Below are 25,338 nucleotides of genomic sequence, written 5' to 3' on the forward strand. Positions count from 1 at the left end.
CTATTATGTTACTTTTTGTCATGTGTGTATTCCTCAGTTAAGAGTTTATATTTTGCAAAATAATTCTATCATTCTGCTGCGAATACACCGCTTATTTCTATATTAGATTTTCATCATACACTAGATTCGAGTATAACTCATAATTACATCACATTCACTAAATGCATAACCAGCGGCTGGATTTTGATGCTCATCTGTAAAGCCTATATATGCTTTAGCATTTTGTGGCAATATTTTTTTGTGCTCAGACATATTAAATACAGGTATATTTAGCTCAGAGCTGACTTGCTCTAGAGCCTTCTCAGCATGAGACCACCATACACCGTGTCCGACTACAAACACAGGTTTTTTTGCATTTTGAATTATATCTAAAATATCAGCTAATCTTTCAGGATCTGGCCATGCTCTATGAGTTGGTTTATTATGCCATTTGATTGGTCTTTCATCTTTACCAGCATCTTCTGGGAATGACGCAAACATAATATCAACAGGTATACTAATGTGAACAGCTCCTGGATAACCATTAGTCGCTATAGTCCAAGCTCTGTCAACAACTTCTCTAATTCTTAGACCATCTGTTACCATTACGCTATATTTTGTTAGAGGTTCTGCGATTGCAACATCATTTATCTCTTTGAATCCTCCAGCACCTTTTCTTCTTAGTGTACTAGATGATGTGATATATATTATTGGAGTTCTTTCACTTCATGCTTCAATCATTGCTCCTACAGTATTTGCAAAGCCTTCAGGACCTACAAAGCAAACAAGTAGGTTTACGAGTTAAACGACAATAGCCATCTGCAAGAAAACCAGCTACTTGCTCGTGTGGACAGTTAATCGTTCTTATATTATATTTTATCATACCCTCTAGACCAGCATTACAAAATCCTCCAGCTAGAGTAAAGACATTTTCAACACCTTTTTCTTTTAGAATAGATGCTAAGATAGTTCCCCCACGAACATAATTATCAGCCATAAATAATCTCCATATAATATAACGAACCAAACAAGTTTATTTTAACACGTGGATATTTAGCCAAGAAATAGTATTTTGAGTCACATCATAAAATTAAAATTGATTTATATATGAGCAAATAACTCTGATAAATCCCAAGGTTTCAAAGATAGATAATTTTTTAAATTAGTAATTTGCTAAAATATCTCAAAGACTTTCTTGAAAATTATAATTGGTTAATATGACTAATCTAGATGCAAACACAATAACTTTACAGGATCGCCATATTATCGAGGCTAGTGCTGGTACCGGTAAGACTTTTAATATTACCGAGTTATATATTCGCTTATTAGTAGAGAAGAGACTTTTACCAAGTCAGATACTAGTTATGACCTTTACCAAAGATGCTACCCAAGAGATTATTGGTAGAGTAGAAGCTAAGATTAGAGATGTACTTGAGAATATTTCTGAAGGCAAAGAAGTCAAAGTTTCTATAAAAGGACAAGAAACGCTGATACAAAAAGGTGATGAGAACTATAAGCATCTAAAAAGATCATTGCTTGAGATAGATGAGGCAGCTATTTTTACCATTCATGGATTTTGTAAAAAAGTCTTGAGTGAGCAAGCTTTTGCAAGCGGTATGGAGATGGATGTCTCTATGGAGGTCGATACTTCAGATATTTTGCAAAAAGTAGTTGAGGATTTTTTTAGAAAATATATCAATAAAAACAAAACCAACTTTGAATATTTGCAAGCATATAAGCTACATACTCCAGATATGTTTTTGGATAAGTTAAGAAATGTTGTTAGAGCTAATTATGAGATATCGGCAGATACTTTTGAGAAAGAGACAGAAAAATTAGCAAAAGAGAAACAGCAGGTTTTTGTAAATTTAGAAGCGAATAAATCTTTTATATTTGAAAGTCTTATAATCAAACATAAAGATAAAAACAAAAGAATTGAGGAATGGCAAATTATTGAGAATTGGGCTAACGATAGTCAGCTTAGTTTAATGCCTAAAGAAGTATCAGCTTTTATAAATAGTAATCGTTATCGTGGTAGAGATGATATCGCTGAAGTTTTTGAAGAAATTAAAGCATTAAAAGATAAATATTCAAAAATTAAAGATATAGACGATTATAAGAAAAAATTTGACGCAGCCCAATTTATCAAACAAGCCTGCCTACAAATCCGCCAAGATCTTGCAAAGGCAAAAGAACAAAAGGGTGTTTTAGACTTTGATGATTTGATTACTAAACTTTGTCAAAGTGTCAAAAAGTCACCAGATTTAGTCAAGACATTGCAACATCAATATCCAGTTGCTCTTATTGATGAGTTTCAAGATACCGATGCTGAGCAGTATAAGATTTTGGATACTATTTATCCTTTGAAGAATAGTAGTCATTCCTACGAAGGTGGGAATATTTTTACCAATGGATTAAATTTAAAAGATACCCGCCTACGCGAGTATGACAGTAGCTCTGATCAGAACGATAGCAATCTTCTGCTCCTAATGATAGGTGATCCAAAGCAGGCAATCTATGGTTTTAGAGGAGGAGATATCTTTACATATCTAAAAGCTAAAGATAGTTGTTCTATTGACAATCAGTGGAGTATGGATACTAACTGGCGCTCAACTAGCGAGATGATAAAGGCTTATAATAGACTTTTTTATAAACAGGATTATCAGCCAGAAGAAGAGGGGCAAGTTGGGGCTAATATTTTTAGCGATGGTATAGGCTATCAACTTGTCAAAGCATCGCTAAAGGCAAATGAGAAAGCAAAAGACTTCGATGATAACCTTAAACCAATAAATTATTTCTATTATCAAGTGGCTGAAGATGATAGTAAAAGTGATATCGATAGTAATTTATCAGTATGGACAGCAAATGAAATCGTAAGGCTATTAAATTCTAAAAAAGTTGTAGAAAGTGATATCGCAATTTTGGTAGAGAATGGTAAGCAAGCAAAGGTTATTCAAAAATCCCTACAAGCTAAGAAACTAAGCTCAGTATATCTCAGCCAGCGCGATAATGTCTATCATAGTCAAGAGGCTAAAGAGATATTAGCTCTTATGGAAGGTATAAACGATCTCGAAAATAAATCTATGCTAAAAAGAGCATTATCAACTAGTTTACTTGGTGGTAGTGCTGATAAGTTTATTAGTTATATTGATGAAAATGATGTCTCAGCATGGGACGAAGAGATAGAAAAAGCTAAATCTCTAAGACAACAATGGCATAAATATGGTTTTATGACATTTATTATGCAAATTATACATCAGAATTTCACTCAAAGATCGGACTCAAAAGAACGTGTTATTACAAATATTCTCCATTTAGCCGAGCTTATAAAAGTAGCTGAGAATAAATATAAGCATCCAAATCAGCTAATCAAATGGTATCACCAACAGCTAAATAGTACAGCTACAAGTGAGGGCGAACTTAGATTAGAGAGTGATGATAACCTGATTAAGATAATTACAATTCATGGCTCAAAAGGGCTTGAGTACTCAGTTGTATTTATACCATTTGCAAGTTATGTAAGCTCAAAGAAATTTCAAGTTGGTGATTTCTCTAAATACTATGATAAACACCTTAAACAGACAGTCTATAAAATTGGTAAGGATGACAGTATAAAACCACAAATAGAAAATGAAGTTATAGAGGAATTAATGCGCCTGTTTTATGTAGCTGTCACACGTGCAGAGCATAGATGTTATATTGGAGTTGCAAAATATAGTAATAGCGAAAAATCACCATTAGCAAGATTTTTAGGTTATCAAAAAGATGATGATTGGTTAGAGAAAATCCAAAATATAACAACAAATCCTACTAATCAAAGTTCGCTTATAGATGTAGCTACAAGTCATTTTTATGAAAGTGAGAATTTAATTACAAATGACCAATTTGACCATAATACTTTACAAAACCTCAAAGCGAATGATATTAATAAGTTAGCAAATGATAGTTGGGAGATGCTGTCTTTCTCAAAAATATCAAAGTCAAAAGTTCAAAATACCGCATTAGAAAAAGAAAACGATGAGTCAGAAGATGATAGTGCTCAAAAATCTCAGCAGGAATTAGAGTTTAGATTTACAGCTTCCAAAGGAGCGGATATTGGTAATATTTTGCATAACGTTTTAGAGCATACGGATTTTAGCCTAGGCAAGATAGATAATAATCTTTTACAAGAGCAAATGGATAGATATAAAGTAGTTGCTGCAGAAGATTTTGATAAGCTTAAAGTATGGTTAGAAGAATGTTTAGTCGCTCCAATTCGATTTTCAATAAGTATGAAAACAGGTGGTATTCCGTCGGGCTTGACCACGGGATCTATAGATGACAGCAAAAGCTTTTGCTTAAAAGATATTCGAAATACAAAAATCTTTAAAGAAGCTGAGTTTTATTTTCCTATAACAAATGAAAAACTATATAAGAAAAATATTATCAAAATTTTAGCAGAATATCGTAATCAAGCTATTGATCATGATGAATTTGCAAGTCAAAAGATTTTTGGTATGCTTCATGGTTTTATTGATTTGATTTTTGAATATGATGGCAAATTTTATGTGGTAGATTATAAGTCAAACTATCTAGGTGATAAATTAGAAGATTATAATCAGCAGGCTATGCAGGAGAAAAATCAAAGTAGCTTTTATGATTTGCAGTATCTAATATATAGCGTTGCTTTGGATAAGTACCTGCGACAAAATATTGAAAGTTATAATTATGAAAAGCATTTTGGTGGAGTATATTATTTCTATCTTAGAGGTATGAAAGAGGGCTATGGGGTTTATCGAGCTAGACCAAGCTTAGAGATTATTAATAAGCTTGCTAATCTATTTAATGGAGATGACTATCATGTATAAAACTTTCCATCAAGCTTGTGAGCAATTAGCAGATATTAGAGCTATAGATTTTTTCTTTGCTAAAGAAGTATTTTTTTTAGTCAAAAAGACTACCCCGTCTGTGACCACTTTATCAAGTGAGTTATATCCACCCCTTCACGGAGCGAAGGGGAATGATTTGGAACAAAAAAGTAATGAAGTTTTATTCCATATTTTGATAAAGCTTATGCATGTATATAGCCATGGTCATAGCTGTTTGAAGATAGCAGATATATCAAATAAAACTATTTTTGTTTCAGAGCAAAGCACTCAGAGCGATGCTAAAGTAGGCTTTAAAATGCCAAGTTTTGATGAAATTGTAAGTATTTTAGAGTCTTTAGATTATGATAAATTACCTATATATTTTGCTAAAGAGTATGATTCCCTATATATCAAAAGATTGTGGAATTATGAGGTTGAAATAGCTAACTTTATAAAATCTAGAACTATCCAAAATACTCAACAAGATAACCATATTGAAGAAGTTGTAGATAAGCTATTTGAACCTGCTGATGAGATAGATTGGCAAAAACAAGCAGTTATCAAAAGTCTAAATTATAATTTTAGTATTATCTCAGGTGGACCAGGTACAGGTAAGACAACTACAGTGGCAAAACTTTTACTTGCTATACAAATGCTTAATCAAAATCAGCAAAGAATAGCTCTTTTAGCACCAACAGGTAAGGCTGCTCAGAGAATGACGGAATCCTTAAATAGTGTGTTAAATAAAAGGGTAGACAATGATAGTTATTTAGGATTATTTAATCTAGAAGCTCAAACTATACATAGATTTTTAGGCTTAAGACCAAACTCTACTTATGTTAAATATAATCAACAATCAAAAGCACCATACGATGTGATTATTGTTGATGAAGCTTCGATGCTAGATATGAATATTTTTATTAAGTTGATTAGAGCAGTAGAGGAGGATACCAAGCTAATTTTGATAGGTGATACTAATCAGTTACCATCAGTTGAGGCTGGTAGTCTTTTGGCAAACTTTACACACCATAGAGATGGTGATATTACGCCATATACAACATTACTTATCAAAAACTATCGTTCACAACAATATATAAATAATCTTGCAGCCTCAGTTCTAAAAGGTGATATTAATATTGATAATCATCAAAATGAGAATATTAATTTTCATAGCCTAAGGAATTTAGATACTTATTTAAGAGATTATGCAAAGAGATATTCACAGCTTGAAAAATGTAGTGATTACAAAGAAGCTCTTACTGAGCTAAATAAATTTAGAATACTTGTAGCTAATAAAAATTTAGAAATTGGTACAGATAAGTTAAATCAGAAAATTGAGAAATTTATGTCCAAGCCTATAGATTCTAACTATAAGGGTAAACCAATTATGATAACTCAAAATAGCTATTCTTTGGGATTATTCAATGGAGATGTAGGGATTATCTGGCCAGATGATACTGGTAAGCTTCGAGCATATTTTGATGGTAAAGATGCTAAGGCTTTTAGTTTAAATATGCTACCAAAATATGAAAGTGTTTATGCGATGACAATTCATAAAACTCAAGGTTCAGAGTTTGGTGAGATCGTGATTATTCTTCCAGCAGAAGATAATGAAGCGCTAAGTAAGCAACTTTTGTATACAGCTATTACTAGAGCGAAACATAAATTAACTATCATATCTGAACAAAGTAGCTTAAAAGATATTGCTCAGAAAGATATTAAGAGAAATTCAAATATTAGTGAATTAGTCAGCTTGAGCAATTAAAAACGTAGAAGCTATTTATTCATTTGCCAAATTATTCTAAGCCCATGAAGTAATAAATCAGAAATAATTACATCAAAATATTGTTCTTTTTCAAATAGATGAGAGTAACCTCCAGTTGCAATTAATACTGGTGGTTGATCTGAGAAATTTTCTTGAGAGATTCTACTAACTATCTCTTTTATAGCTCCTAATTGACCATATATAAGACCAGATTGAATTTGAGATATAGTTGTCTTACCAAGAGCAGAGCTAGGTTTTGCTATAGTCACATTTGATAGTTTTGCAGTCTTTTGCGATAGGCTATCCATTGATAGATTGATTCCAGGTAGAATTGCACCACCTATATAAGATTTATTTTGCTTGATAGCGCATATAGTTGTTGCAGTACCAAAATCAACAATGATAATGTTTTTAGATGGAAAGTTAGAGATAGCTGCAACTGAGTTTGCAACACGATCTGCACCTAAATCTAGAGGATTTTTGATATCGAGTTTTAATCCTGTTTTTACCCCAGGTTTTAACTCAAGAGGTGTTATTCCTAGATATTTTTTACAAGCAGAATTGACAGAATACTCTAGATGAGGAACAACAGATGAAAGTACAACTGCTTCAATATCTTCGATATCAAGCTTTTTCCTTTCAAAGAATGATAACAGAAATATGCCTAGCGTATCGGAGGTACACGGAGTAGTAGAAGGGTAGCGAAAGTTATGCTTAATTTGATCTCCTACAAATACTCCACCAAAAATATGTGAGTTACCAATATCTATGCATACTATCATTTATTATTCTCCGGTTTTTAGGTCAACAAGCTTAGGTTTTATATTTTCTCTAGTAGGATCAATTTGCGCATAACTAATTATAAACAGCTGATCACCTATTTCACATCTTCTAGCAGCAGGGCCGTTTAGTGCGATAGTTCTACTATTTGGTTCGCCCTTGATTACATAAGTTTCAAGACGCTCACCGTTGTTTAAGTTTACTACTTGTACTTTCTCATTTTCAATAATATTTGCCTGTTTCATTATCTCACTATCAATAGTGATACTACCTACATAAAATAAATCTTTGCCAGTTACAGTAGCGTATGAGATTTTTGATTTTAAAACTGAAATTAACATGATGGTCCTGTCTCCTTTAGGAAGTTGTCAATTAAACGTACTTTACTAATGTAAAATGCCAAAAATATTCTATTATTAAGTTTTTGAATGTATTCTGTTCTTGCACCAGTAGAATTAATCTTATTAGTTAGTTCTTCTAAGTCTAAGAAATTATCTTGTCTAAGTATTTCGTATACCTTATTAGCAATCGCTATGTTATTAGATGTTAGATTTTTATTTCTAGAGCTAAGAGGAAGCCCTGTTGCTTCTCTTTGTGTTGGGCAGATTATGACTTTTGTATTGATAAAAAAATCTTTAACAAGTTGTTTGATTAGCATAACTTGTTGATAGTCTTTTTCGCCTAAGTAGAGATTATCAGGCTTAGTGATTTGTAGTAGCTTTAGTACTACAGTTAGCATACCACTGAAATGTCCAGGTCTAGCTTTACCTTCTAGGATATTCGCAATTTCAAGCTCAGGTTGTATTCTCAATGGGTTACCTCTGGGTAGATATCTTTTTCACTAGGGTTAAATAATATATCGACATCAAGAGATTCTAATATTTGTATATCTTGCTGTATTTGGTTTGGGTATGTTTGATAATCATTTGGATTATTAAATTGAGTTGGATTTACAAATATACTGACAATAGTAATTTCATTTTCTGATTTAGCTTTTTTGATTAGGCTTATATGACCACTATGTAACGCACCCATTGTTGGCACAAAGCCTATTTTCGATCTTTAGTGAAACTTTCTCTTAGCAAATTAAATTGCTCAATATTTTTAGCAATAATCATAGCTATACTCCTTAGTTGGAAAAATATTAGCTTTCGTCTCTTTTACATACGTATTTATAGCCTCGGAAAATATCTCAGATGCGCTTATATATTTTTTGACAAATTTTGGTTGAAAGTCAGTATTCATACCCAGCATATCTTGGAGAACTAAAATCTGACCATCAGTATCACTACCAGCACCAATACCTATTGTTGGGATATCTAAATTTTGTGTAATATTTTTAGCAATATTTGTCGGTATACATTCTACAACTATCCAAAAACATCCTGCTTGCTCAAGAAGCTTTGCTTCTTCAAGTAAGTGCTTAGCAGCTTCTTCAGTTTTACCTTGAACTTTAAAACCACAAAAACTATTTACAAATTGAGGAGTCATACCAATATGACCCATGACTGGAACACCAGAATCTACGATATGTTTGATAATATCTAAATTTCCTGAACTACCTTCAAGCTTAACCGCATGAGCTCCTGATTGAATCAGTGCTGTAACAGCTTGCATTGTTGTTTCTAATGATTGGCGATAACTCATAAATGGCAAATCAGCGATTATGAATTTATCTGTAGCACCATTAGCTACCGCTTGAGTCATGAACTGTATATCAGCTAGAGTTGTATAGGTAGTATTTTTTTACCCAATAATACCATACCACCACTATCTCCAACGAGTATACAATCGATATCTGTTGAGTTTATAATTTTAGCTAAAGTATAATCATAGCAAGTTACCATCGAGATTTTTTCTCGATTTGCTTTAGCTTTTTTGAAGCCTAAAACTGATTTCATTTCATCTTTTCTCCTTGTTTGAAAATTGATTAACAATGGCTCTAAAAACATCATAGAAATCATCATCAATTAAAGTGTTGAGATCCTTTTGTAGAGTAAGGCTATCTCCTCTAGTTATTGGTCCTGATAGGGCATGATGATTATGTTTGATATTTTTAAAAGTGGTTTCTAAAAATGGTGTTAGATCTCTTGATTTATACCAAAGCGATTTTTCATTTCTGTATAGAATTTCTGCCAGATTAATGTACTTATATTATTGGCTAAAACACACATTGCGTGATAGTACGCTTTTTGACTTTTATCGATACAAAAATTAGCGTTAGGTAGCTTAGGTAAAAGCTCACCAAATGCGATACTTCTATCACAAGTTACAAAGGCAATCGACTTGTACTCATCTAAAGAGTATAGGTTCTTATCGGGGAAGCTTTGTAAAGGATGTGCTGAGTAAGCATTTTCGATATCCAAAAGACCAGAGAAGTGAATTACTATTAGTCTTTTTGATTTATTTGTGAGATGTCTATCTACAAAATTTTGTATCTCAGAGTCTTTGATTAAGACTAAAACATGAGTTGCATTATCTAATAATTTATCAAGCTGATCTAACGAGTCATTTCGAGACCATTGTCTGAAATCTAGTTTTAAGCATTCAAAATAACAGCACATATGTGCTGCTACATTGCCGTTGCCGACAATGACATATCTAGGTACCTGTTGCATAAATCAAGTCCATTTTTTAATTAAACTAAAACTGTGATTATTGCCTTTTTAAAAGGTCAATATTATTTACAAATCATAAGTACCGTTACAAAATTGTATACAGTCTTATTTTTGTAATGCAGATTTATAACATATTGCAAAAAATCATACAATCTTTTGATAGCATTATTATCATATTTACCTAAGTTAAATAAATAAGAAAGCTCACAAATCTAGAGCTCTTTCTCTTATGCAAAAGCTACTAAATTAGTATAAAATAATCACTATAAAAAATTATGATAAACTTTTCTTGTAATGACTCCGAGTGATTTTATCTCTATAGACTATAAAACTTTAACTAAAGCACAATTAAAATCATATGTTGATGATCTTGCAGAGTATCTAGGTGAACAAAGCTATTTGTATCATACTATAGATAAGCCAGTTATTACTGACTCAGACTATGATAAGTTATTCCGATTATTACAAGATTTAGTTGATGATAATCCGCAGCTTAAGCCATCAAACTCAGTATTAGATCGTGTTGGAGGTGATGTTTTAGCAGGATTTGAAACTATCAAACATAAGAAGAAAATGACATCTCTGGCAAATGTTTTTAGTCTAGAGGAGTTGCGTGATTTTTATGACAAAATAGAGTACGACATTGAGCTTGAATGTGAACCTAAAATGGATGGCTTGGCTATTAGTATCTTTTATAAAAATGGTAAGTTTGATTATGCTGTTACGCGTGGTGATGGTATTCAGGGTGAAAAAGTATCCGAAAATGTCAAAACCATCCGTAATGTCCCACTTAAACTAAATACTTCAAATCCTCCAGAAGAACTAGAAGTTCGTGGTGAGATTATCTTAGATAAGCAAAGTTATCTATCTCTTAATGAGTATATGCAAACTCATGAGAATAAAACTTTTGCAAATCCGCGTAATGCAGCAGCTGGAAGTATTCGTATGCTTGACTCAAAAGTTGTAGCGAAGCGACCACTTAAGCTTTATAGCTATGGTATTGGCTACTTTTCTAAAGACTTTGTACATCCTGAAACTCAATTTGAGCTTATGAACCTATTACAAAGCTTTGGCTTTACTATCAGTGATAATATGTTTTTGGCAAAAAACTTCTCAGAAGTTGAGGTGTATCACCATAAGATGAGTCATCAGCGTGCTGATTTAGCTTATGATATTGATGGTTTAGTTTTTAAGGTTAATAATATTAAATTACAAGATATTATCGGCTACACTGCTAGAGGACCTAAGTGGGCTATAGCATATAAGTTCCCAGCTGAAGAGGTGGAGTCAGAAGTTCTAAATGTAGAGTTTCAAGTTGGCAGAACAGGAGCAATTACACCAGTTGCAAGACTTAAGCCGGTAGCAGTTGGTGGTGTGATAGTTTCAAATGCAACCTTGCATAATATCAATGAAATTAAACGCAAAGATATCCGAGTTGGTGATAGAGTAATCGTACGTAGAGCAGGGGATGTGATTCCAGAAGTGGTCAAAAGCTTACCACAATATCGTAAGTCTGATGCACAGATGGTTGAAATGCCAACAAATTGTCCAGTTTGTGATTCAGCAATTGAGAATATCAACGATCAGGCTATATATCGTTGTACAGGAGGATGGCATTGTCAAGCTCAAACTACTGAGCGTTTGAAGCACTTCGTCTCACGTAAAGCAATGGATATTGATAAGCTTGGAGCTAAACTAATTGAGCAACTTGTTGCTGCAGATTTGATCAAGTATCCAGCTGATATTTACAAACTTAATTTTGAGCAATTGACAGGCTTAGAAAGAATGGGTGCTAAATCATCGCAAAATGTTTTAGACGCTATCACAAAAAGTAAAGAGCCAAGCTTAGCAAGATTTATTTTTGCAATAGGGATTAAAGATGTTGGTGAGGTATCATCAGAAGCTTTAGCCAATCATTTTTGTAGTTTAGAAAGTTTCCGTGAAGCTAAATTTGAGCAATTAATAGAGATTAATGATATTGGTGAAATTATTGCTAAAAATATTGTTTCATTTTGGCAAGATTCCCTAAATGTACAAATTGTTGATGAACTATTGGGCAATTCTATTAGTATCCAAAATCCAGAAAAAATTGAGCAAGCGCATAATGAGAGTTTTACAAATAAAACAATTGTTATTACAGGAACTTTTGAAAACTATAACCGTACAGAATTGACACAACTTCTTAAATCAATGGGTGCAAAAGTTACCTCAAGTGTCTCTAAAAAAACTGATATGGTTATTTGTGGTAATAATGCTGGAAGTAAGCTTACCAAAGCTCAAGATTTAGGTGTTGAGGTTATTTTTGAAGAAGATTTGCAAAATTTGTTATGAAGATTAATAACTTAAAAATCGGTGATGTAGTTTTCATAGTAGATGACGCTGAGAAAAACATTTCTAGTTTGTCTACAGGATTTGGTGGTTATAGTTACTATCATTGTGCCTTATATATAGGCAATGGAAATATTATAGAAGCTATTCCTGTTGCAGGAGTTATACGAGCTAAATTATTTAAATATTCAAATAAGAAAACTCTAGTGGCTCGTGTATCAGAGAGTAAGGAGTTTTTACAGGAAGTAGTTAATAATGCTAGTGAATTTATAGATTTTGCTTATAATGATTTGTTTTTACCGAATATAAAAGGCAAACTCTATTGTTCAGAATTAATTCATGTAGCTTTTAACAGTGTGTGTGAGGATAAATATTTTGCTCAGCATAGCCTTAACTATATTGCAACTAATGATATTGAAGTATCCAAGTACTGGATAGATTTCTATGGTGAGTATGGTCTAAAAGTTCCTCAAGGTGAGTCTGGCTCACACCCTAATAATTTGTCATTAGATAAAAAGTTTACTCATAGAGCTTTTTTAGGTAGTATTTAATAACAGTTTACAACTTCTGTGCTTTATCATAGAATTAAATTGTGGATACTTTTTATTAAATCACTTACAAAATTATTAAAGGGTTACTATGAAAATAAGAAAAGCAACATCTAAAGATTTCAAAGATATGCTAAATATATGGAAAGAGTGTATATCTACAATCTGTGAATTTTTAACAACGAGTGAGATAAATAAAGAAGTTGAAATTCTAGAACAAAAATATTTCGATACGCCAGAAACTAAGTGTTTTGTCCAAGTTGTAGATGATAAAAATGTAGGCTTTGTATGCATTAGAGATAAGGAGTTACTATTTTCTCCTGTATTGCCAAGCTTTTTTGGCAAAGGTCTTGGTGAAGCAATGGTTAAGTATTTATTTGAAAATCATGATATAGATACTGCTTATGTCTATTGTTCTGATATGCACTCTCTAGCATTTTATACAGCATTAGGATTTATTATTGATGATAGAATAGATGATATTTTCTTTGATAATAGATATAAATTAAACAGATTAAAATTGTCCATATCTCCAAAGGAAGCAGCTGAGAGAATTGCAGCTAAGAAGAAATCTTCTTAATCAAACAATAATAAAATCCATCACCTTTATTTTCTGTAGGTAATATCTGATAACCATAATCAGTTTTATAATTTTCTAGAATTTTAATTTCTATAATTTCAGCATCTTTATGTCTTGATAGAAAATTTTTTATTTGTAATTGATTTTCTTGTTGTAATATTGAGCATGTAATATATAGCAGATAGCCATTAGTTAGAAGATTATTAGACCATAGATTATCAAGTATTTGAGTTTGAAGTGTTTGTATGGATTTTATATCTTGAGGCTTTCTTAATACTTTGATGTCGGGATTTCTCTTAAGTGTGCCAAGAGCAGAACATGGGGCATCTATGATGATTTTGTTATACTGTCCGGCTAGAGGTTGTGTCAGATCATGCTTTATTACATTTACATGATTATTTTTGGCTATTCTTGTTACATTTTCTTTAAGTAATTCTAGGCGTTTATCAATAATATCTATAGCTGTAATTTTAGCTTGTGGAGCTAATTCTAGGATATGAGTTGTTTTGCCACCAGGAGCAGCACAAGCATCCAAAATAATATCATTATTTTGGACATTAATAATATGTCCCATATACTGAGCGGATATATCTTGAACACTAAAATAACCTTGTTGAAAAAGAGTATTATTTTTAACATCAATAGCTTTATCTAATTTGATGCAGTTCTTTAGTTCAGTTTTTGAATAGCTAATATTGTTTTTATCAAAATAATCAATAACATATTGAGGATCTTTTGCTTCGTTCAGGCGAATAAACATATCTGCTTTTGAGTTTACAGCTTTAGCTATTTTTTGATAATCAATAGGGTATTGTTCTTTAAGCATATTACTAAGCCATTGTGCAAGATCATGAGTTTTATGTTCTGTATAATTCGGCGTAATATCCTCTAAATCACGAACTATTTGTCTTAGTACACTATTAACAAGTTTTTTTGCCCATAGTATCTTTAGATTTTTACAAGCTGCTACAGTTTCATTAATGCTAGCATAATGAGGTTGATTGATCTCAAAAATCTGTAGGATACCCAGCATTACTAATATTTTAGCTTTTAGCTTAGTTTTTTCAGCTAAATATAAACTAGCTACATTTTCTAAAGAATAATAATTTCTAAAGAATTCATAACATAATAGTTTTACGAACGATTTATCTTTATCTGATAAATTATATTCAATAAGCTTGTGTTCTATAGTTAACAGAGAGTATCTGTTATCAATGATATCTAAAATTGACTTAGCTGCAACAGCACGGGTATTCATTATTTGATATGTTTTGCTAAAATTTTGATAAGCTTAGGTTGGACTTTTTTGTTGCCTGCTACGATTAGACCAGATTCAAGATTGCTACTACCATGAATGTCAGTAACTATAGCACCAGCTTCTTTCATGATTATATATCCAGCTGCTAAATCCCATATTTTGACACTACCACAAGCCCATAATCCATCGATATAACCAGCCGCTAAGTAAGCCATGTCCATAGCTATACTTCCAGAATATCTATAGCCAGAAATCATTTGTTGAAGTTTGATAAGTTCAGCAACATAAGTATCTTTAAATATTCTACGCGAGTATTTAAGAGATGCTGAAATTAAAGTCTTCTCTAAGTCTTGACTCTGAGCAACTCTAATTTTTTTACCATTAAGTAGGGCGCCTTGTCCTTTATATGCACAAAACATTAAATCTAAGAATGGATTATAAATAACACCTAAGACGATATCATTATCTTTTTTTGCTGCAATTGAAATACAGCAGTGTGGCAGGCCATGGACAAAGTTATTAGTACCGTCGATAGGATCAATAATCCATGTAAAGCGACTATCTTTGTTACCAAATTCACCATTTTCTTCAGTTATGAAATAGTCATTGAATCCAGATTTTTTGATATTGTCGATGATGAAATTTTCTACTGCTACATCAACATTTGATACAGTTGTATTATCAGATTTTTGAGAAATTTGGATAGTACTAGGATCATTTTGAGCTTGTAGAATAATTTTACCTGCTTTTCTAGCAATAGTTGTTACAGCATTAAGAATAGGTTTCATTTGTTGTGAAAATTGTCAGATTATTATTTTTAGATATGATACATTATTTAGTTTCAAAATAGGATAGTTTTGGTCAAATAAGAGACTATATTATACTAGTAATACCATAAGTGATTGCTATACCGCCGAAAAATAACCATGCGAATAATATTAACCCTAAGACTAAAGGTTTTATTCCAGCTTGGATAAATTTAGATACATGGGTTTCAAGTCCTAAAGCAGTCATCGCCATAGCTAATAAAAATTGGTCAGCTATTCTGATACTACTAACAGTTGTTACTGGTAGTAAATCTAAAGAGTTAAAGCCAGCAACTATTATAAAACCAATAGCAAACCATGGAATGATTTTTTTAATTGATCCTTTTTCAGGCTTTGATCCATTTACTCCACCTACAGTTGCAGCAGATTTAGCTATCCATATACCTATCACGATTAGCATAGGCGCTAACATCATCACACGGATCATTTTGACTGTCACAGCAACTTCTTCAGCATGAGCACTTACACCACTTCCAGCAGCTACAACTTGAGCAACTTCATGTATTGAACCACCTGCAAAAATACCATATTGAGCATCAGTCATATGACGTAAAAGACCAGCTTTCATTAGAATAGGGTACAAGAATATCGCAGCTGTTCCAAATAATACAACTGTACCTACAGCCAATAGCTGCCTTATACGGTTCAGATTTTAATGTGCCTTCGGTAGCTAATACAGCAGCAGCACCACACACAGCACTACCAGCAGCTACTAGAATAGAGCTTATCTCTATCTAAGCCAAATACCTTAGAATACCTATTACTAGGGTAGAAACTAGCATGATTATTGATACTGAAAGCCCAGCTAAGCCAACAGATGCTATTAATTGAAAGGTTAGGTTGAAGCCATAAAAGATTATTGCAAATCTAAGGATTTTCTTTGCACTAAATACAATACCTTCTTTCCATTTATGAATAATTTTACTTGCTGGTGTATGAGTTAGTGCCATACCTAGCACAATCCCTATAATTAATGGGCTAATTCCTGCAGGGATCTTTGCTATAAATAGGCTATGCCAGCAAGAATTGCTATTAACAGTACGCCTAGAATCATCGGTTGAGTGAAATGTTTTTTCATGATTTTCTATCGTTAGTTAAAATAAGTTTTGTATAAATATATACTATCAGACTACTATTTTATAACTAAAAGTATTTATATCTATTATTAGAAAAATTTATATCTTGAGACTTATGCGTTTTTTTGTTCTTTTGAGAATATAACAGCTAATATTACAAGTATGAATGATATTATATAAAAAATAACTACAGAATGCATTACGTTAGTAAGTCCTAAATATTTATTTATAAAAGCACCTGTTGTTGTAGATAGCGCTGTACCCGTTGTACCAAATAAAAGAATAGTCGTAATAAGAGTTGGAGGAGCATTCTTCATTTGAAAAGTTCCATAAGCTAGTAAACCTGCATATATATAGCAGTTAAATAAACCAAATATAATAGCTGATTTGATTACTGTACTCATATCATGGATATACAAAATGCCAGATAATGCGATTAATCCAACTAACATAAATGTAGGTAAAATATATCTTAATGGTACGAATCTTGTTATAAGTGGACTTATAAATAACCCTACACATTGGGCAGTCCAGAAATAAGAAAGTGGTTTGTTTGCATCAATCGTGCCCCAGCCTAATATTTCTTGGAAATATGATTGAGCATAACTAGTCATTATTAATTGAGCTAGTAGAAACAAAAATGCTGCAAAAGCAATACAATATAAGCTTAAATTCCAAGATGAAAAGCTTAGTTTTGTATTTACGTCATTTACTGTTTTATGTCTATTTAGTATAGAGAAATCAGAAAAAATAACTAAAACTAGAATAATAATAGCAGTTATTTGTAGGATTGAGTAAATAGTATACCATTGGAAGTTTTGGGTAATCAAATAAGCTGCAAATATTGGAATTAAAGCTCCACCAAAGCTAAAAAAGAAGTCTGTGAAAATTACATTCATAGCTCTAATTTTATGATCGTTATAAATATGTACAATCATATAGCTTGCTATTGCCATAAATAATCCGCCTGTTATACCCACGCAAGTTAGTAGTATTTTAAGTGTGAACATAGATGGTACAATAGCAGTTATAAGTGATGAAATAACACCAATAGCCACAGCTGCTACAAGTAGTAGTTTTATTGAAAATCTATTCATCAAAATACCAATAATTAAGATAGCAAACCACATTGCTACGTTAATAAATGTGAATGCAAAACCAATATTGCTGTTATTAAAATATTCAGATAGGGGTTTCATGACAGCCCCAGTAACTAATACTACATTAGCTGTATAAAAGTAACAAAGGTAACATATAAAAGTTATTAGTAGTTTATTTTTAAATGACGATGTGTTGTTTGTTCCACTTTCCATGTTGATTTTATATTGTGAGGATATAGAATGATTATTTTTGCATAAGTAATTATTTTTAGCAAGATACTAATCTTGTTAATTATTCGGACGAATTTATTTAAATATAAGTGATATATGTATACAAAAATAATATGGCAAGATAATACTCCAAAATCAGAATTGTTTGATGATTTTTATTTTTCTAGTATATCTGGGATTGATGAAAGCGCATATAATTATTTAGAGCATAACTTTTTACAACAGAGATTTAAGAAGCTAGCTGATTATCAGATCTTTAGAGTTTGTGAAACTGGTTTTGGTACTGGATTAAATTTTATTCTAACTATGAATCTCTGGGAATACTTAGTTCCCAATAATGCTAAATTAGAATATATCTCATTTGAAAAATATCCTATTTCACCATGTGATTTAAAAGAGATATTTATAGCACTAAATGGTATAACAGGGCATGAAAAACTTTTGAGTGTTTATGATCCTAAGCCTGGACTAAAATATATACAAATTTAATAATGTAATTTTAAAGTTAATAAAGACACAGGTTTTGGTAAGAAGAGAGAAATGATGTATGGTACTTTCATTAATTAGTTAATTCTTTTATATGCTTGACAGCATCAAAAGTATTAAAGCTATACTGAGCTATATTGCCTGTATAGAAAGGATCATTTTCAATAAACTTTTTAATATCTTCTATATCTCCTTTAGCGAGGATGATTCCACCAGTTTTATCTGATTTAGGTCCTGAAGCTAGAAGGATACCTTTCTCATATCCTATATCCAGAAACTCTCTATGAAGAGGTCTTACAGCTGCGACCTTATCTTCATTGACTAAATATTTTAAATCTATAATGTGGATTTGCATGATTGCCATTCCTTATATATAAAAAAGCCACATTTGTGGCCATTTAATTAGCTTTAAATATTAGAGGTCTTTTGATTAAATCTTTTTGAAAATTACAGACCCATTCGTACCACCAAATCCAAAAGAATTGTTAAGTACATAATCAATCTTCATTTTCTTAGCAGCATTAGCGGCATAATCTAAGTTACAACCATCATCTAAGTTATGTAGATTGATTGTTGGAGGAGCTATTTGATCTCTTATAGAGAGTACACTGAATATAGATTCAATTGCACCAGCAGCACCCAATAAGTGTCCTGTCATTGACTTTGTAGAACTCATTACTAGATCTTTTCTATATTGACCAATTACTTTTTCTGCTACTTGAGACTCTTGTACATCACCTAGAGGAGTAGAAGTGCCATGAGCATTTATATAGTTAATAGCATCAGGATCATTCTCAAGACCAGCATCAGCTAAAGCATTTTGTATACATCTTTCTTGACCTGGAGCATATGGCATTGTCATATGATAGCCATCAGCTGACATACCAAAACCTACTACTTCAGCATATATCTTAGCACCACGCGCTTTAGCTTTTTCATATTCTTCAAGTACTACAACACCAGCACCATCACCAAGAACAAAACCATCTCTATCTCTATCCCAAGGACGAGAAGCGCCTTGAGGATCGTCATTACGAGTTGATAGTGCTCTAGCAGCAGCAAATCCACCCATACCAATAGCATTACTAGCTTTTTCTGAACCACCAGCAAGCATAGCATCAGCATCACCGCTAGCGATTAGCCTAGCAGCCATACCAATATTATGAGTACCAGTAGTACAAGCAGTAACTATAGGAACGTTAGGACCACGTAAACCATGATTTATTGAAATAATACCAGATAGCATATTAACAATAGATGATGGGATACAGAATGGAGATATCTTAGAAGGTCCTTTAGTATCTATTACAGATTTAGTAGTTTCTAGTGTTTCGATACCACCGATACCAGAGCTAACACAAACACCAAACTTATATGAATCTTCTTCAGATACTTTATCAATGCCAGCATCCTTTAGAGCTTCGTTAGCAGCAGCGATACCGTAGTAGCAGAAAGGGTCTACTCTTTTAGCATCTTTTTTGCCTACAAGTGTATTTACATCAAAGTTCTTAATCCTTGCTGCAAATCTAACTTTAAACTCGCTAATATCTGGAGCAGGCGTATCGAATCCTGTTAACGTCTCTACACCACTTTTACCAGCTAAGATATTAGCCCAAGTTGTAGGGACATCATTTCCTAAAGGTGTTACCATACCAAGGCCAGTAACAACTACTCTACGATTAGATTTCATAATTTAAATTAACCTGTTTATATTCATTTAGAAAAAAAGTACGAACACAAATCGTACTGACTTTAGAGATTAATTTTGATTAGTTTACTTTAGAATCGATATAATCGTAAACATCTTTAACAGTTCTGATTTTCTCAGCATCTTCGTCTGGGATTTCAGTATCAAATTCTTCTTCAAGAGCCATTACAAGTTCAACTGTATCTAAAGAGTCAGCACCTAAGTCATCGATGAAAGAAGCTTCTGGTTTAAGATCTTCTTCTTTAACACCTAATTGCTCAACGATTATAGAGTTAACTTTAGCATATACTTCATTTGCGCTCATGTTTTTTTCCTTCTTATTTTTGTTTTGAAAAAATTAAAATTACTATTCACATCCAATAATATTATTTTTTAATCACTTTTGCAATAACTTTGCAAAATTTAAGCCATATACATTCCACCATTTATATGGATAGTTTGTCCTGTTATGTATTTTGCATCTTCAGAAGCTAAGAAAGCAACTGCAGCTGCAATATCTTTAGGTTCACCCATTTGACCAGATGGTATCTTAATAGCTATGAATGATTTTTGTTCATCTGTAAGTTTGTTTGTCATGTCTGTAGCTATAAAACCTGGTGCAACAACGTTTACTGTAATATTGCGAGTTGCAACTTCATAGGCTAATGACTTTGAAAAGCCAATAACCCCAGCTTTAGCAGCACAATAGTTTGTTTGTCCTGGGTTTCCAGCAGAGCCAACTACAGAGCCGATAGAGATTATTCTGCCCCATCTTTTTTTCATCATGCCTCTTACACATTCTTTTGACATGCGGAAAATAGAGCTTAAATTAGTATTTATAACTGATTGCCATTCATCTTCTGACATTCGCATCATTAGATTATCACGAGTTATTCCAGCATTGTTAACTAGAATATCTATAGCTAGGTTCTCAGCTTTTAATTGAGCAAAGAAATTTTGAATACTTTCAATATCAGAGATATTTAAAACTAGACCTTTTGCCTTGAATCCTTTGCTTTTCATTTCATTTTCAAACTTTTCTGCAGAACCTTGGCTAGTAGCTGTACCTATTACCATAGCTCCTTTGCTTGCTATTGCTTGAGCAACTTCAAAACCAATTCCTCTGCTAGCTCCTGTAACTAGAGCAATCTTATCATTTAAAGACATATATTATCTCCTTTTAAATATTTTCTAGACTATTAACACTATTAGTGTCTTTGATAGCTAGTGATTTATCAATTCTTTTTATTAATCCCGATAAGACTTTATTAGGCCCACATTCAATAACTTCGGTAACTCCAAGCTTAACTAGCTCTTCTATTGATTGAGTCCAAAGCACAGATTTATAAAGCTGTTTAATAACCGCTGATTTTATTTCTGTTGGTGTCTCATGTGACATCGCATCGAAGTTTTGTACTATGGCAGTCGTAGGTTTTTTAAACTCGACATTGTTAAGTGCTGCTTCAAATTTATCAGCTGCGGCTTTCATAAGTGAGCAGTGCGAGGGTACACTTACAGCTAGAATTTGAGCTCTTTTAGCTCCTTTTGTTTTTGCTATTTTGTTAGCTTTTTCAACAGCAGCTTTTTCACCTGATATTACTACTTGGCCAGTTGAATTAAAGTTTGCTGCTTCAACAATCCCTGCATCAGATGCCTCTTGACAGCTACTTATAACATCTTCATTTGACAGTCCTAAGATTGCGCTCATAGCACACTCCTTGTCAGTGACGGCACTTTGCATTAATTTTCCGCGAGTTGATACTAATTGTAGAGCATCTTTATATGAGATACACTCGGCCGCTAGTAGAGCAGTGTATTCTCCTAAGCTATGCCCAGCGAAGTACTCTATTTGTAGTTCTGGCTTCTGTTCTTTTAAAACTTTATATATAGCATAGCTTGTAGCAAGCAGTGCTGGCTGAGTGAACTCTGTTTTATTTAAGGTTGACTCATCATTTTGTATAATATCCCACAAATCGTAGCTCAGGTGTGTCTTTGCTTCGTCTAGGATATTTCTAAAAGTCTCAAAATTTTCATAATAATCTTGAAGCATTCCTAGCTTTTGTGATCCTTGACCTGGGAAAACTACAGCAATTTTTGACATAATAAATCGCCTCTATGATATTGAAATAAATTTTAAAAAAATGACTAAATTTTTGCAATAAATCCACCCCATACGAATCCTGCGCCAAATGCTTCTGAGATTATGGTGTCTCCTGATTTGATTTGGTTTGTTTTGATTGCATGATCTAAGGCTAAAGGTATTGAAGCTGCTGATGTATTACCATGATCTTGAAGTGTTGTAACTACTTTTGACATAGGCATATCTATTTTCTTAGCAGTGGAATTTAATATTCTATAGTTTGCTTGATGTGGAACTAGCCAATCTATTTGATTAGCTTTTATTCCTGCTTCTTTGATTAGACCATCTGCAAGAGATGAAAGCCTTGAGACAGCAAATTTGAAAACTTTGTTTCCTTCCATAATTAGATAAGGGTCTATATTTATAGCCTCTCCTCTTGAAGTAGGAAGATTGTTAGGTACATTAAGCATATCTAAACATGAACCATCTGTATAAAGTAAAGATGATAAAATCTTTTTCTCGTCACTTGTAGAAATAACTACAGCTCCGGCACCATCACCGAAAAGTACACATGTTGAACGATCACTCCAGTCAAGAACTCGAGTCATTTTCTCAGCACCAATTACTAATATATTTTTTGATATGCCTGTTTCAATGTATTGTTTTGCAATATCAAGAGCATACACAAAACCACTGCAGGCTGCTGATATGTCAAAACACCTAACATTAAAATGATCAATTTGTAAATTTTGATGTACCATGGATGCTGTTGATGGCATTATAAAATCTGGCGTGCTTGTAGCAACTATTATCATGTCAATGTCGTTAGCATTAATTTTGGCAGAATCTAGTGCTTTTTTTGCTGCTTCAGTGGCCATAAAGCTCGTGGTTTCTGTTTCATTCGCGCAATGGCGTCTTTCTATACCAACTCTTTGCTTGATCCATTCATCTGAAGTATCAACAAATTTACTTATATCTTCATTGGTTAAGATTTTTTCAGGTAAGTAACTTCCTGTACCAAGTATTTGTGCAAACATTATATAGTTATACCTATTTAGTTAGATTAGTAACAAAAGTTATTATAAATAAGCAGTCATAAGAAAGCCTATTGTCTAAAAACATTGTATCATGATTGGTAAAGATTAAAGAACTTTTTCTAATGATTCTTGAATAGTTTTAGGAATGTTGTGTTTGATTTCTTTTACAGCTTCATAGATGGCAGTTTCAAATGCATTCGCACTTGCGCTACCATGGCTTTTAACAACTATGCCTGTTAAACCTAGTAATGATGCACCATTGAAGCTATCTAGGTTCATTCCTTTTTTCATTTTTTTAAATAGTGGTAGAGACATGATTACGGGTATCTTCATTAATAATGATGTTTCTGTAATCGATTTTTTAATCAATGATTCTATAAGTCTTAGACTACCTTCCATTGTTTTTAAAGAAACGTTACCGACAAAACCATCGCATACAATTACATCTGTTATATCATCAAAAATGTGTTTTCCCTCAATATATCCTTGATAGTTAATGAAATAACAGCCTTGTAATAATTTTGAAGCATTCTTAATATTATCTAGACCTTTCATCTCTTCTTCACCAATGTTTAGTAAAGAGACTCTTGGCTCAGCTAAGCCTTTTGAGCTAGCTGCAAGTATTGATCCCATAATAGCAAATTGGAAAAGCTGTTCAGAAGAACAAACAACGTTAGCACCAAGATCAAGCATATATGTTTTGCTAAGTTGCTTTGTATCTCTATTAAATGCAGGCAATGCATATACTATAGCAGGGCGATCAACTCCGTTTACGGTTTTGAGTACAAACTTTGAAGTTGCCATTAATGCGCCTGTATTACCAGCACTCACGCAAGCATCTACAGTCCCATCTTTAACAAGGTTTATAGCTACACGCATTGATGAGTCCTTCTTTTTTCTTACTGCTATTGAAGGAGATTCATCCATACCGACTGTTTCACTAGCATGATGAATAGCTATTCTCTGTAAAACGGGCAGTTTTATTTTTTTGACTTTTGAATATCTGTCTAAGGCTCTTTTTACTTTGTGGTGATCTCCAACTAATACTATTTGTAAGTTAGAGTCTTTTTTAACTGCTTCAAGAGCTGCAGGAATAGTGGTGTTTAAACCATTATCTCCACCCATTGCATCTATAGATATTTTGTAACCCATAATTAATAAAACTTCCTATGTCGCTAATTAATATATTTGTAAATACTCACCAACCAAGGCATAAATATAGTGTGAGATGATTTTAAAAGATGACTGGAATAAATATTAGTCTTCAGATTTTGTATCTACTGCTTTCTTGCCTTTGTAGAATCCGTTAGGTGAGACGTGATGTCTTAAGTGTAACTCACCTGTGGATTTGTCAGTAGATAATGTTGGACCTGTTAAAGAATCGTGAGATCTTCTCATGTCTCTTTTTGATCTGCTTTTTTTAACTTGTTGTACAGCCATTTTAAATAACCTCCTTTATGTGTTTTTAAATTCTAAATCTGTCGTTACTTAAGTTTTTTGAGAATCTCGAAAGGATTCGGTTTTTCTTCAATAACAGTTTCTTGCTCGCTATAGTATGAATGTTTTTTTGTCTTTTTACAAGAGCTAGCATCTTTTTTTGGTGCTAATGGTAGTTCTAGAAGTATTTCTTCTTTGATAATATCTTTTAAATCTATCAATGCGCTTTCGTAGATAAAAGGCTCGTGTAAGCTATCTTGAACAAGTCTATCATCTTCAGTGATTATTATGCTATTTGTAATTGTAATAGGGTAGTCAAATGGCTCAAGAGAGTCTTGGCATATTAGTTTGATTACGCCATTTACATTATATCTAATGCATGCGTGATTTTTCTCTTCAAAAAAAGAAAATGAGCAGTTAAATGTGTGTGGCGTGTCAACTATGAGCTTAGAGATATGGTTTAAGTTTTCTATAGTTATTTGTATGTTTTCTAACTCTCTTTTTTGTTTTGCGTATATGCTATAGTTTATTTGGCTGTGTTTGCCTTTCATATATGTATTTTTCATATTTCATTGTGATACTATTCTATATACATTTCTTGTTTTATGAAAGTCTGTACTGTATCATCTTACTAGTTATATTTTTTAAAAATTGATAACACAGTAAAAGGATCG

22 protein-coding genes and 5 pseudogenes are annotated in these 25,338 nt (G+C 32.6%); 6 read left to right on the plus strand and 21 right to left on the minus strand.

Annotated features, from left to right (window positions below; genetic code table 11):
- Positions 1-120: 120 nt before the first annotated feature.
- A complete protein-coding gene (locus tag F8C69_RS10940; RefSeq protein WP_328598602.1) occupies positions 121-585 on the minus strand; it encodes a hypothetical protein in 465 nt (154 codons plus the stop codon).
- Between the two features lie 160 nt (positions 586-745).
- Positions 746-976, minus strand: coding sequence for a thiamine pyrophosphate-binding protein (locus F8C69_RS10945; protein ID WP_252988783.1), 231 nt, complete (start codon positions 974-976; stop codon positions 746-748).
- Positions 977-1,196: 220 nt separating this feature from the next.
- Here F8C69_RS10945 and recB point away from each other — a divergent pair, with 220 nt between their 5' ends.
- Positions 1,197-4,826 carry an exodeoxyribonuclease V subunit beta gene (gene recB, locus F8C69_RS00970; RefSeq protein ID WP_159183871.1) on the plus strand — a complete coding sequence of 1,210 codons (3,630 nt, stop codon included), beginning with the start codon at positions 1,197-1,199 and terminating at the stop codon, positions 4,824-4,826.
- A complete protein-coding gene (recD, locus tag F8C69_RS00975) occupies positions 4,819-6,591 on the plus strand; it encodes an exodeoxyribonuclease V subunit alpha (RefSeq protein WP_192189624.1) in 1,773 nt (590 codons plus the stop codon). Before recB ends, recD begins: the two co-directional genes overlap by 8 nt.
- 11 nt (positions 6,592-6,602) lie before the next feature.
- Here the strand turns inward: recD and F8C69_RS00980 are convergent, their stop codons facing one another.
- From F8C69_RS00980 to panG, 5 genes and pseudogenes are all read right to left on the minus strand, one after another.
- The gene (locus F8C69_RS00980) at positions 6,603-7,373 is read right to left on the minus strand and encodes a type III pantothenate kinase (protein ID WP_159183853.1); all 771 of its coding nucleotides are present in this window, start codon (positions 7,371-7,373) and stop codon (positions 6,603-6,605) included.
- Between the two features lie 3 nt (positions 7,374-7,376).
- Positions 7,377-7,712 (minus strand): aspartate 1-decarboxylase, encoded by a 336-nt coding sequence (panD, locus tag F8C69_RS00985; protein WP_042523693.1) that lies wholly within the window; start codon positions 7,710-7,712, stop codon positions 7,377-7,379.
- A pseudogene (panC, locus tag F8C69_RS00990) lies at positions 7,706-8,489 on the minus strand (pantoate--beta-alanine ligase). Before panC ends, panD begins: the two are co-directional and overlap by 7 nt.
- Positions 8,476-9,272, minus strand: a pseudogene (gene panB / locus F8C69_RS00995) (3-methyl-2-oxobutanoate hydroxymethyltransferase). The pseudogenes panC and panB overlap by 14 nt, the downstream one beginning before the upstream one ends.
- A gap of 1 nt (position 9,273) precedes the next feature.
- Positions 9,274-9,989, minus strand: a pseudogene (gene panG, locus F8C69_RS01000) (2-dehydropantoate 2-reductase PanG).
- A 294-nt stretch (positions 9,990-10,283) separates the two neighbouring features.
- Between panG and ligA the strand changes: the two are divergent.
- From ligA to F8C69_RS01015, 3 genes are all read left to right on the plus strand, one after another.
- Positions 10,284-12,320 (plus strand): NAD-dependent DNA ligase LigA, encoded by a 2,037-nt coding sequence (gene ligA / locus F8C69_RS01005; RefSeq protein ID WP_159183854.1) that lies wholly within the window; start codon positions 10,284-10,286, stop codon positions 12,318-12,320.
- Positions 12,317-12,868: a YiiX/YebB-like N1pC/P60 family cysteine hydrolase gene (locus tag F8C69_RS01010; RefSeq protein WP_159183855.1), complete on the plus strand. Its 552-nt coding sequence runs from the start codon at positions 12,317-12,319 to the stop codon at positions 12,866-12,868. Before ligA ends, F8C69_RS01010 begins: the two co-directional genes overlap by 4 nt.
- An 88-nt stretch (positions 12,869-12,956) precedes the next feature.
- Entirely contained in the window at positions 12,957-13,445 is a 489-nt protein-coding gene (locus tag F8C69_RS01015; RefSeq protein WP_159183856.1) for a GNAT family N-acetyltransferase, read from the plus strand.
- Here the strand turns inward: F8C69_RS01015 and rsmB are convergent.
- From rsmB to tsgA, 5 genes and pseudogenes are all read right to left on the minus strand, one after another.
- A complete protein-coding gene (gene rsmB / locus F8C69_RS01020) occupies positions 13,426-14,703 on the minus strand; it encodes a 16S rRNA (cytosine(967)-C(5))-methyltransferase RsmB (protein ID WP_159183857.1) in 1,278 nt (425 codons plus the stop codon). The genes F8C69_RS01015 and rsmB overlap by 20 nt on opposite strands.
- Positions 14,703-15,491 (minus strand): inositol monophosphatase family protein, encoded by a 789-nt coding sequence (locus F8C69_RS01025; protein ID WP_159183858.1) that lies wholly within the window; start codon positions 15,489-15,491, stop codon positions 14,703-14,705. Before F8C69_RS01025 ends, rsmB begins: the two co-directional genes overlap by 1 nt.
- 85 nt (positions 15,492-15,576) lie before the next feature.
- On the minus strand, positions 15,577-16,158 hold the full coding sequence (locus F8C69_RS11240) for a YeiH family protein (protein WP_372357482.1): 582 nt from the start codon (positions 16,156-16,158) through the stop codon (positions 15,577-15,579).
- A pseudogene (locus F8C69_RS11245) lies at positions 16,067-16,480 on the minus strand (putative sulfate exporter family transporter). The gene F8C69_RS11240 and the pseudogene F8C69_RS11245 overlap by 92 nt, the downstream one beginning before the upstream one ends.
- A gap of 239 nt (positions 16,481-16,719) precedes the next feature.
- Complete coding sequence (gene tsgA, locus F8C69_RS01035; protein ID WP_159183859.1) at positions 16,720-17,919, minus strand: MFS transporter TsgA; 1,200 nt, start codon at positions 17,917-17,919, stop codon at positions 16,720-16,722.
- 114 nt (positions 17,920-18,033) lie between these two features.
- On the opposite strand from tsgA, the pseudogene F8C69_RS01040 reads away from it, so the two are divergent.
- Positions 18,034-18,331 (plus strand): annotated as a pseudogene (locus tag F8C69_RS01040) (tRNA (5-methylaminomethyl-2-thiouridine)(34)-methyltransferase MnmD); the annotation flags it as partial.
- A 165-nt stretch (positions 18,332-18,496) separates the two neighbouring features.
- Here F8C69_RS01040 and F8C69_RS01045 read toward each other — a convergent pair.
- The 9 genes from F8C69_RS01045 to F8C69_RS01085 form a co-directional block, all read right to left on the minus strand.
- Positions 18,497-18,778, minus strand: a complete 282-nt coding sequence (locus tag F8C69_RS01045) for a YciI family protein (protein WP_159183860.1) — start codon at positions 18,776-18,778, stop codon at positions 18,497-18,499.
- A gap of 75 nt (positions 18,779-18,853) precedes the next feature.
- Positions 18,854-20,113: a beta-ketoacyl-ACP synthase II gene (gene fabF, locus F8C69_RS01050; RefSeq protein WP_159183861.1), complete on the minus strand. Its 1,260-nt coding sequence runs from the start codon at positions 20,111-20,113 to the stop codon at positions 18,854-18,856.
- A 79-nt stretch (positions 20,114-20,192) separates the two neighbouring features.
- The gene (gene acpP, locus F8C69_RS01055; protein ID WP_004287370.1) at positions 20,193-20,435 is read right to left on the minus strand and encodes an acyl carrier protein; all 243 of its coding nucleotides are present in this window, start codon (positions 20,433-20,435) and stop codon (positions 20,193-20,195) included.
- Positions 20,436-20,533: 98 nt separating this feature from the next.
- Positions 20,534-21,277 carry a 3-oxoacyl-ACP reductase FabG gene (gene fabG, locus F8C69_RS01060; RefSeq protein WP_159183862.1) on the minus strand — a complete coding sequence of 248 codons (744 nt, stop codon included), beginning with the start codon at positions 21,275-21,277 and terminating at the stop codon, positions 20,534-20,536.
- Positions 21,278-21,290: 13 nt separating this feature from the next.
- On the minus strand, positions 21,291-22,211 hold the full coding sequence (gene fabD / locus F8C69_RS01065) for an ACP S-malonyltransferase (RefSeq protein WP_159183863.1): 921 nt from the start codon (positions 22,209-22,211) through the stop codon (positions 21,291-21,293).
- A 44-nt stretch (positions 22,212-22,255) separates the two neighbouring features.
- Positions 22,256-23,227, minus strand: coding sequence for a beta-ketoacyl-ACP synthase III (locus F8C69_RS01070; RefSeq protein ID WP_159183864.1), 972 nt, complete (start codon positions 23,225-23,227; stop codon positions 22,256-22,258).
- A 105-nt stretch (positions 23,228-23,332) separates the two neighbouring features.
- The gene (gene plsX / locus F8C69_RS01075) at positions 23,333-24,379 is read right to left on the minus strand and encodes a phosphate acyltransferase PlsX (protein WP_159183865.1); all 1,047 of its coding nucleotides are present in this window, start codon (positions 24,377-24,379) and stop codon (positions 23,333-23,335) included.
- A gap of 105 nt (positions 24,380-24,484) precedes the next feature.
- Positions 24,485-24,667: a 50S ribosomal protein L32 gene (gene rpmF / locus F8C69_RS01080; RefSeq protein ID WP_159183866.1), complete on the minus strand. Its 183-nt coding sequence runs from the start codon at positions 24,665-24,667 to the stop codon at positions 24,485-24,487.
- Between the two features lie 44 nt (positions 24,668-24,711).
- A complete protein-coding gene (locus F8C69_RS01085; protein WP_159183872.1) occupies positions 24,712-25,215 on the minus strand; it encodes a YceD family protein in 504 nt (167 codons plus the stop codon).
- Positions 25,216-25,338 lie beyond the last annotated feature (123 nt).

The sequence above is a fragment of the Francisella noatunensis subsp. noatunensis genome (genome assembly GCF_009823375.1).
Taxonomy (GTDB): Bacteria; Pseudomonadota; Gammaproteobacteria; order Francisellales; family Francisellaceae; genus Francisella; species Francisella noatunensis.

Excerpts from the sequence above, each read along its gene's own strand:
- fabG (WP_159183862.1), bottom strand. The coding sequence starts at position 21,277 with ATGTCTTTAAATGATAAGATTGCTCTAGTTACAGGAGCTAGCAGAGGA.
- rsmB (WP_159183857.1), bottom strand. The coding sequence starts at position 14,703 with ATGAATACCCGTGCTGTTGCAGCTAAGTCAATTTTAGATATCATTGAT.
- fabF (WP_159183861.1), bottom strand. The coding sequence starts at position 20,113 with ATGAAATCTAATCGTAGAGTAGTTGTTACTGGCCTTGGTATGGTAACA.
- F8C69_RS01085 (WP_159183872.1), bottom strand. The coding sequence starts at position 25,215 with ATGAAAGGCAAACACAGCCAAATAAACTATAGCATATACGCAAAACAA.
- recB (WP_159183871.1), top strand. The coding sequence starts at position 1,197 with ATGACTAATCTAGATGCAAACACAATAACTTTACAGGATCGCCATATT.
- F8C69_RS10945 (WP_252988783.1), bottom strand. The coding sequence starts at position 976 with ATGGCTGATAATTATGTTCGTGGGGGAACTATCTTAGCATCTATTCTA.
- F8C69_RS00980 (WP_159183853.1), bottom strand. The coding sequence starts at position 7,373 with ATGATAGTATGCATAGATATTGGTAACTCACATATTTTTGGTGGAGTA.
- fabD (WP_159183863.1), bottom strand. The coding sequence starts at position 22,211 with ATGTCAAAAATTGCTGTAGTTTTCCCAGGTCAAGGATCACAAAAGCTA.
- recD (WP_192189624.1), top strand. The coding sequence starts at position 4,819 with ATGTATAAAACTTTCCATCAAGCTTGTGAGCAATTAGCAGATATTAGA.
- F8C69_RS10940 (WP_328598602.1), bottom strand. The coding sequence starts at position 585 with ATGGTAACAGATGGTCTAAGAATTAGAGAAGTTGTTGACAGAGCTTGG.
- rpmF (WP_159183866.1), bottom strand. The coding sequence starts at position 24,667 with ATGGCTGTACAACAAGTTAAAAAAAGCAGATCAAAAAGAGACATGAGA.
- F8C69_RS01010 (WP_159183855.1), top strand. The coding sequence starts at position 12,317 with ATGAAGATTAATAACTTAAAAATCGGTGATGTAGTTTTCATAGTAGAT.
- F8C69_RS01025 (WP_159183858.1), bottom strand. The coding sequence starts at position 15,491 with ATGAAACCTATTCTTAATGCTGTAACAACTATTGCTAGAAAAGCAGGT.
- F8C69_RS01045 (WP_159183860.1), bottom strand. The coding sequence starts at position 18,778 with ATGCAAATCCACATTATAGATTTAAAATATTTAGTCAATGAAGATAAG.
- acpP (WP_004287370.1), bottom strand. The coding sequence starts at position 20,435 with ATGAGCGCAAATGAAGTATATGCTAAAGTTAACTCTATAATCGTTGAG.
- ligA (WP_159183854.1), top strand. The coding sequence starts at position 10,284 with ATGACTCCGAGTGATTTTATCTCTATAGACTATAAAACTTTAACTAAA.
- tsgA (WP_159183859.1), bottom strand. The coding sequence starts at position 17,919 with ATGGAAAGTGGAACAAACAACACATCGTCATTTAAAAATAAACTACTA.
- plsX (WP_159183865.1), bottom strand. The coding sequence starts at position 24,379 with ATGGGTTACAAAATATCTATAGATGCAATGGGTGGAGATAATGGTTTA.
- F8C69_RS01070 (WP_159183864.1), bottom strand. The coding sequence starts at position 23,227 with ATGTTTGCACAAATACTTGGTACAGGAAGTTACTTACCTGAAAAAATC.
- panD (WP_042523693.1), bottom strand. The coding sequence starts at position 7,712 with ATGTTAATTTCAGTTTTAAAATCAAAAATCTCATACGCTACTGTAACT.
- F8C69_RS01015 (WP_159183856.1), top strand. The coding sequence starts at position 12,957 with ATGAAAATAAGAAAAGCAACATCTAAAGATTTCAAAGATATGCTAAAT.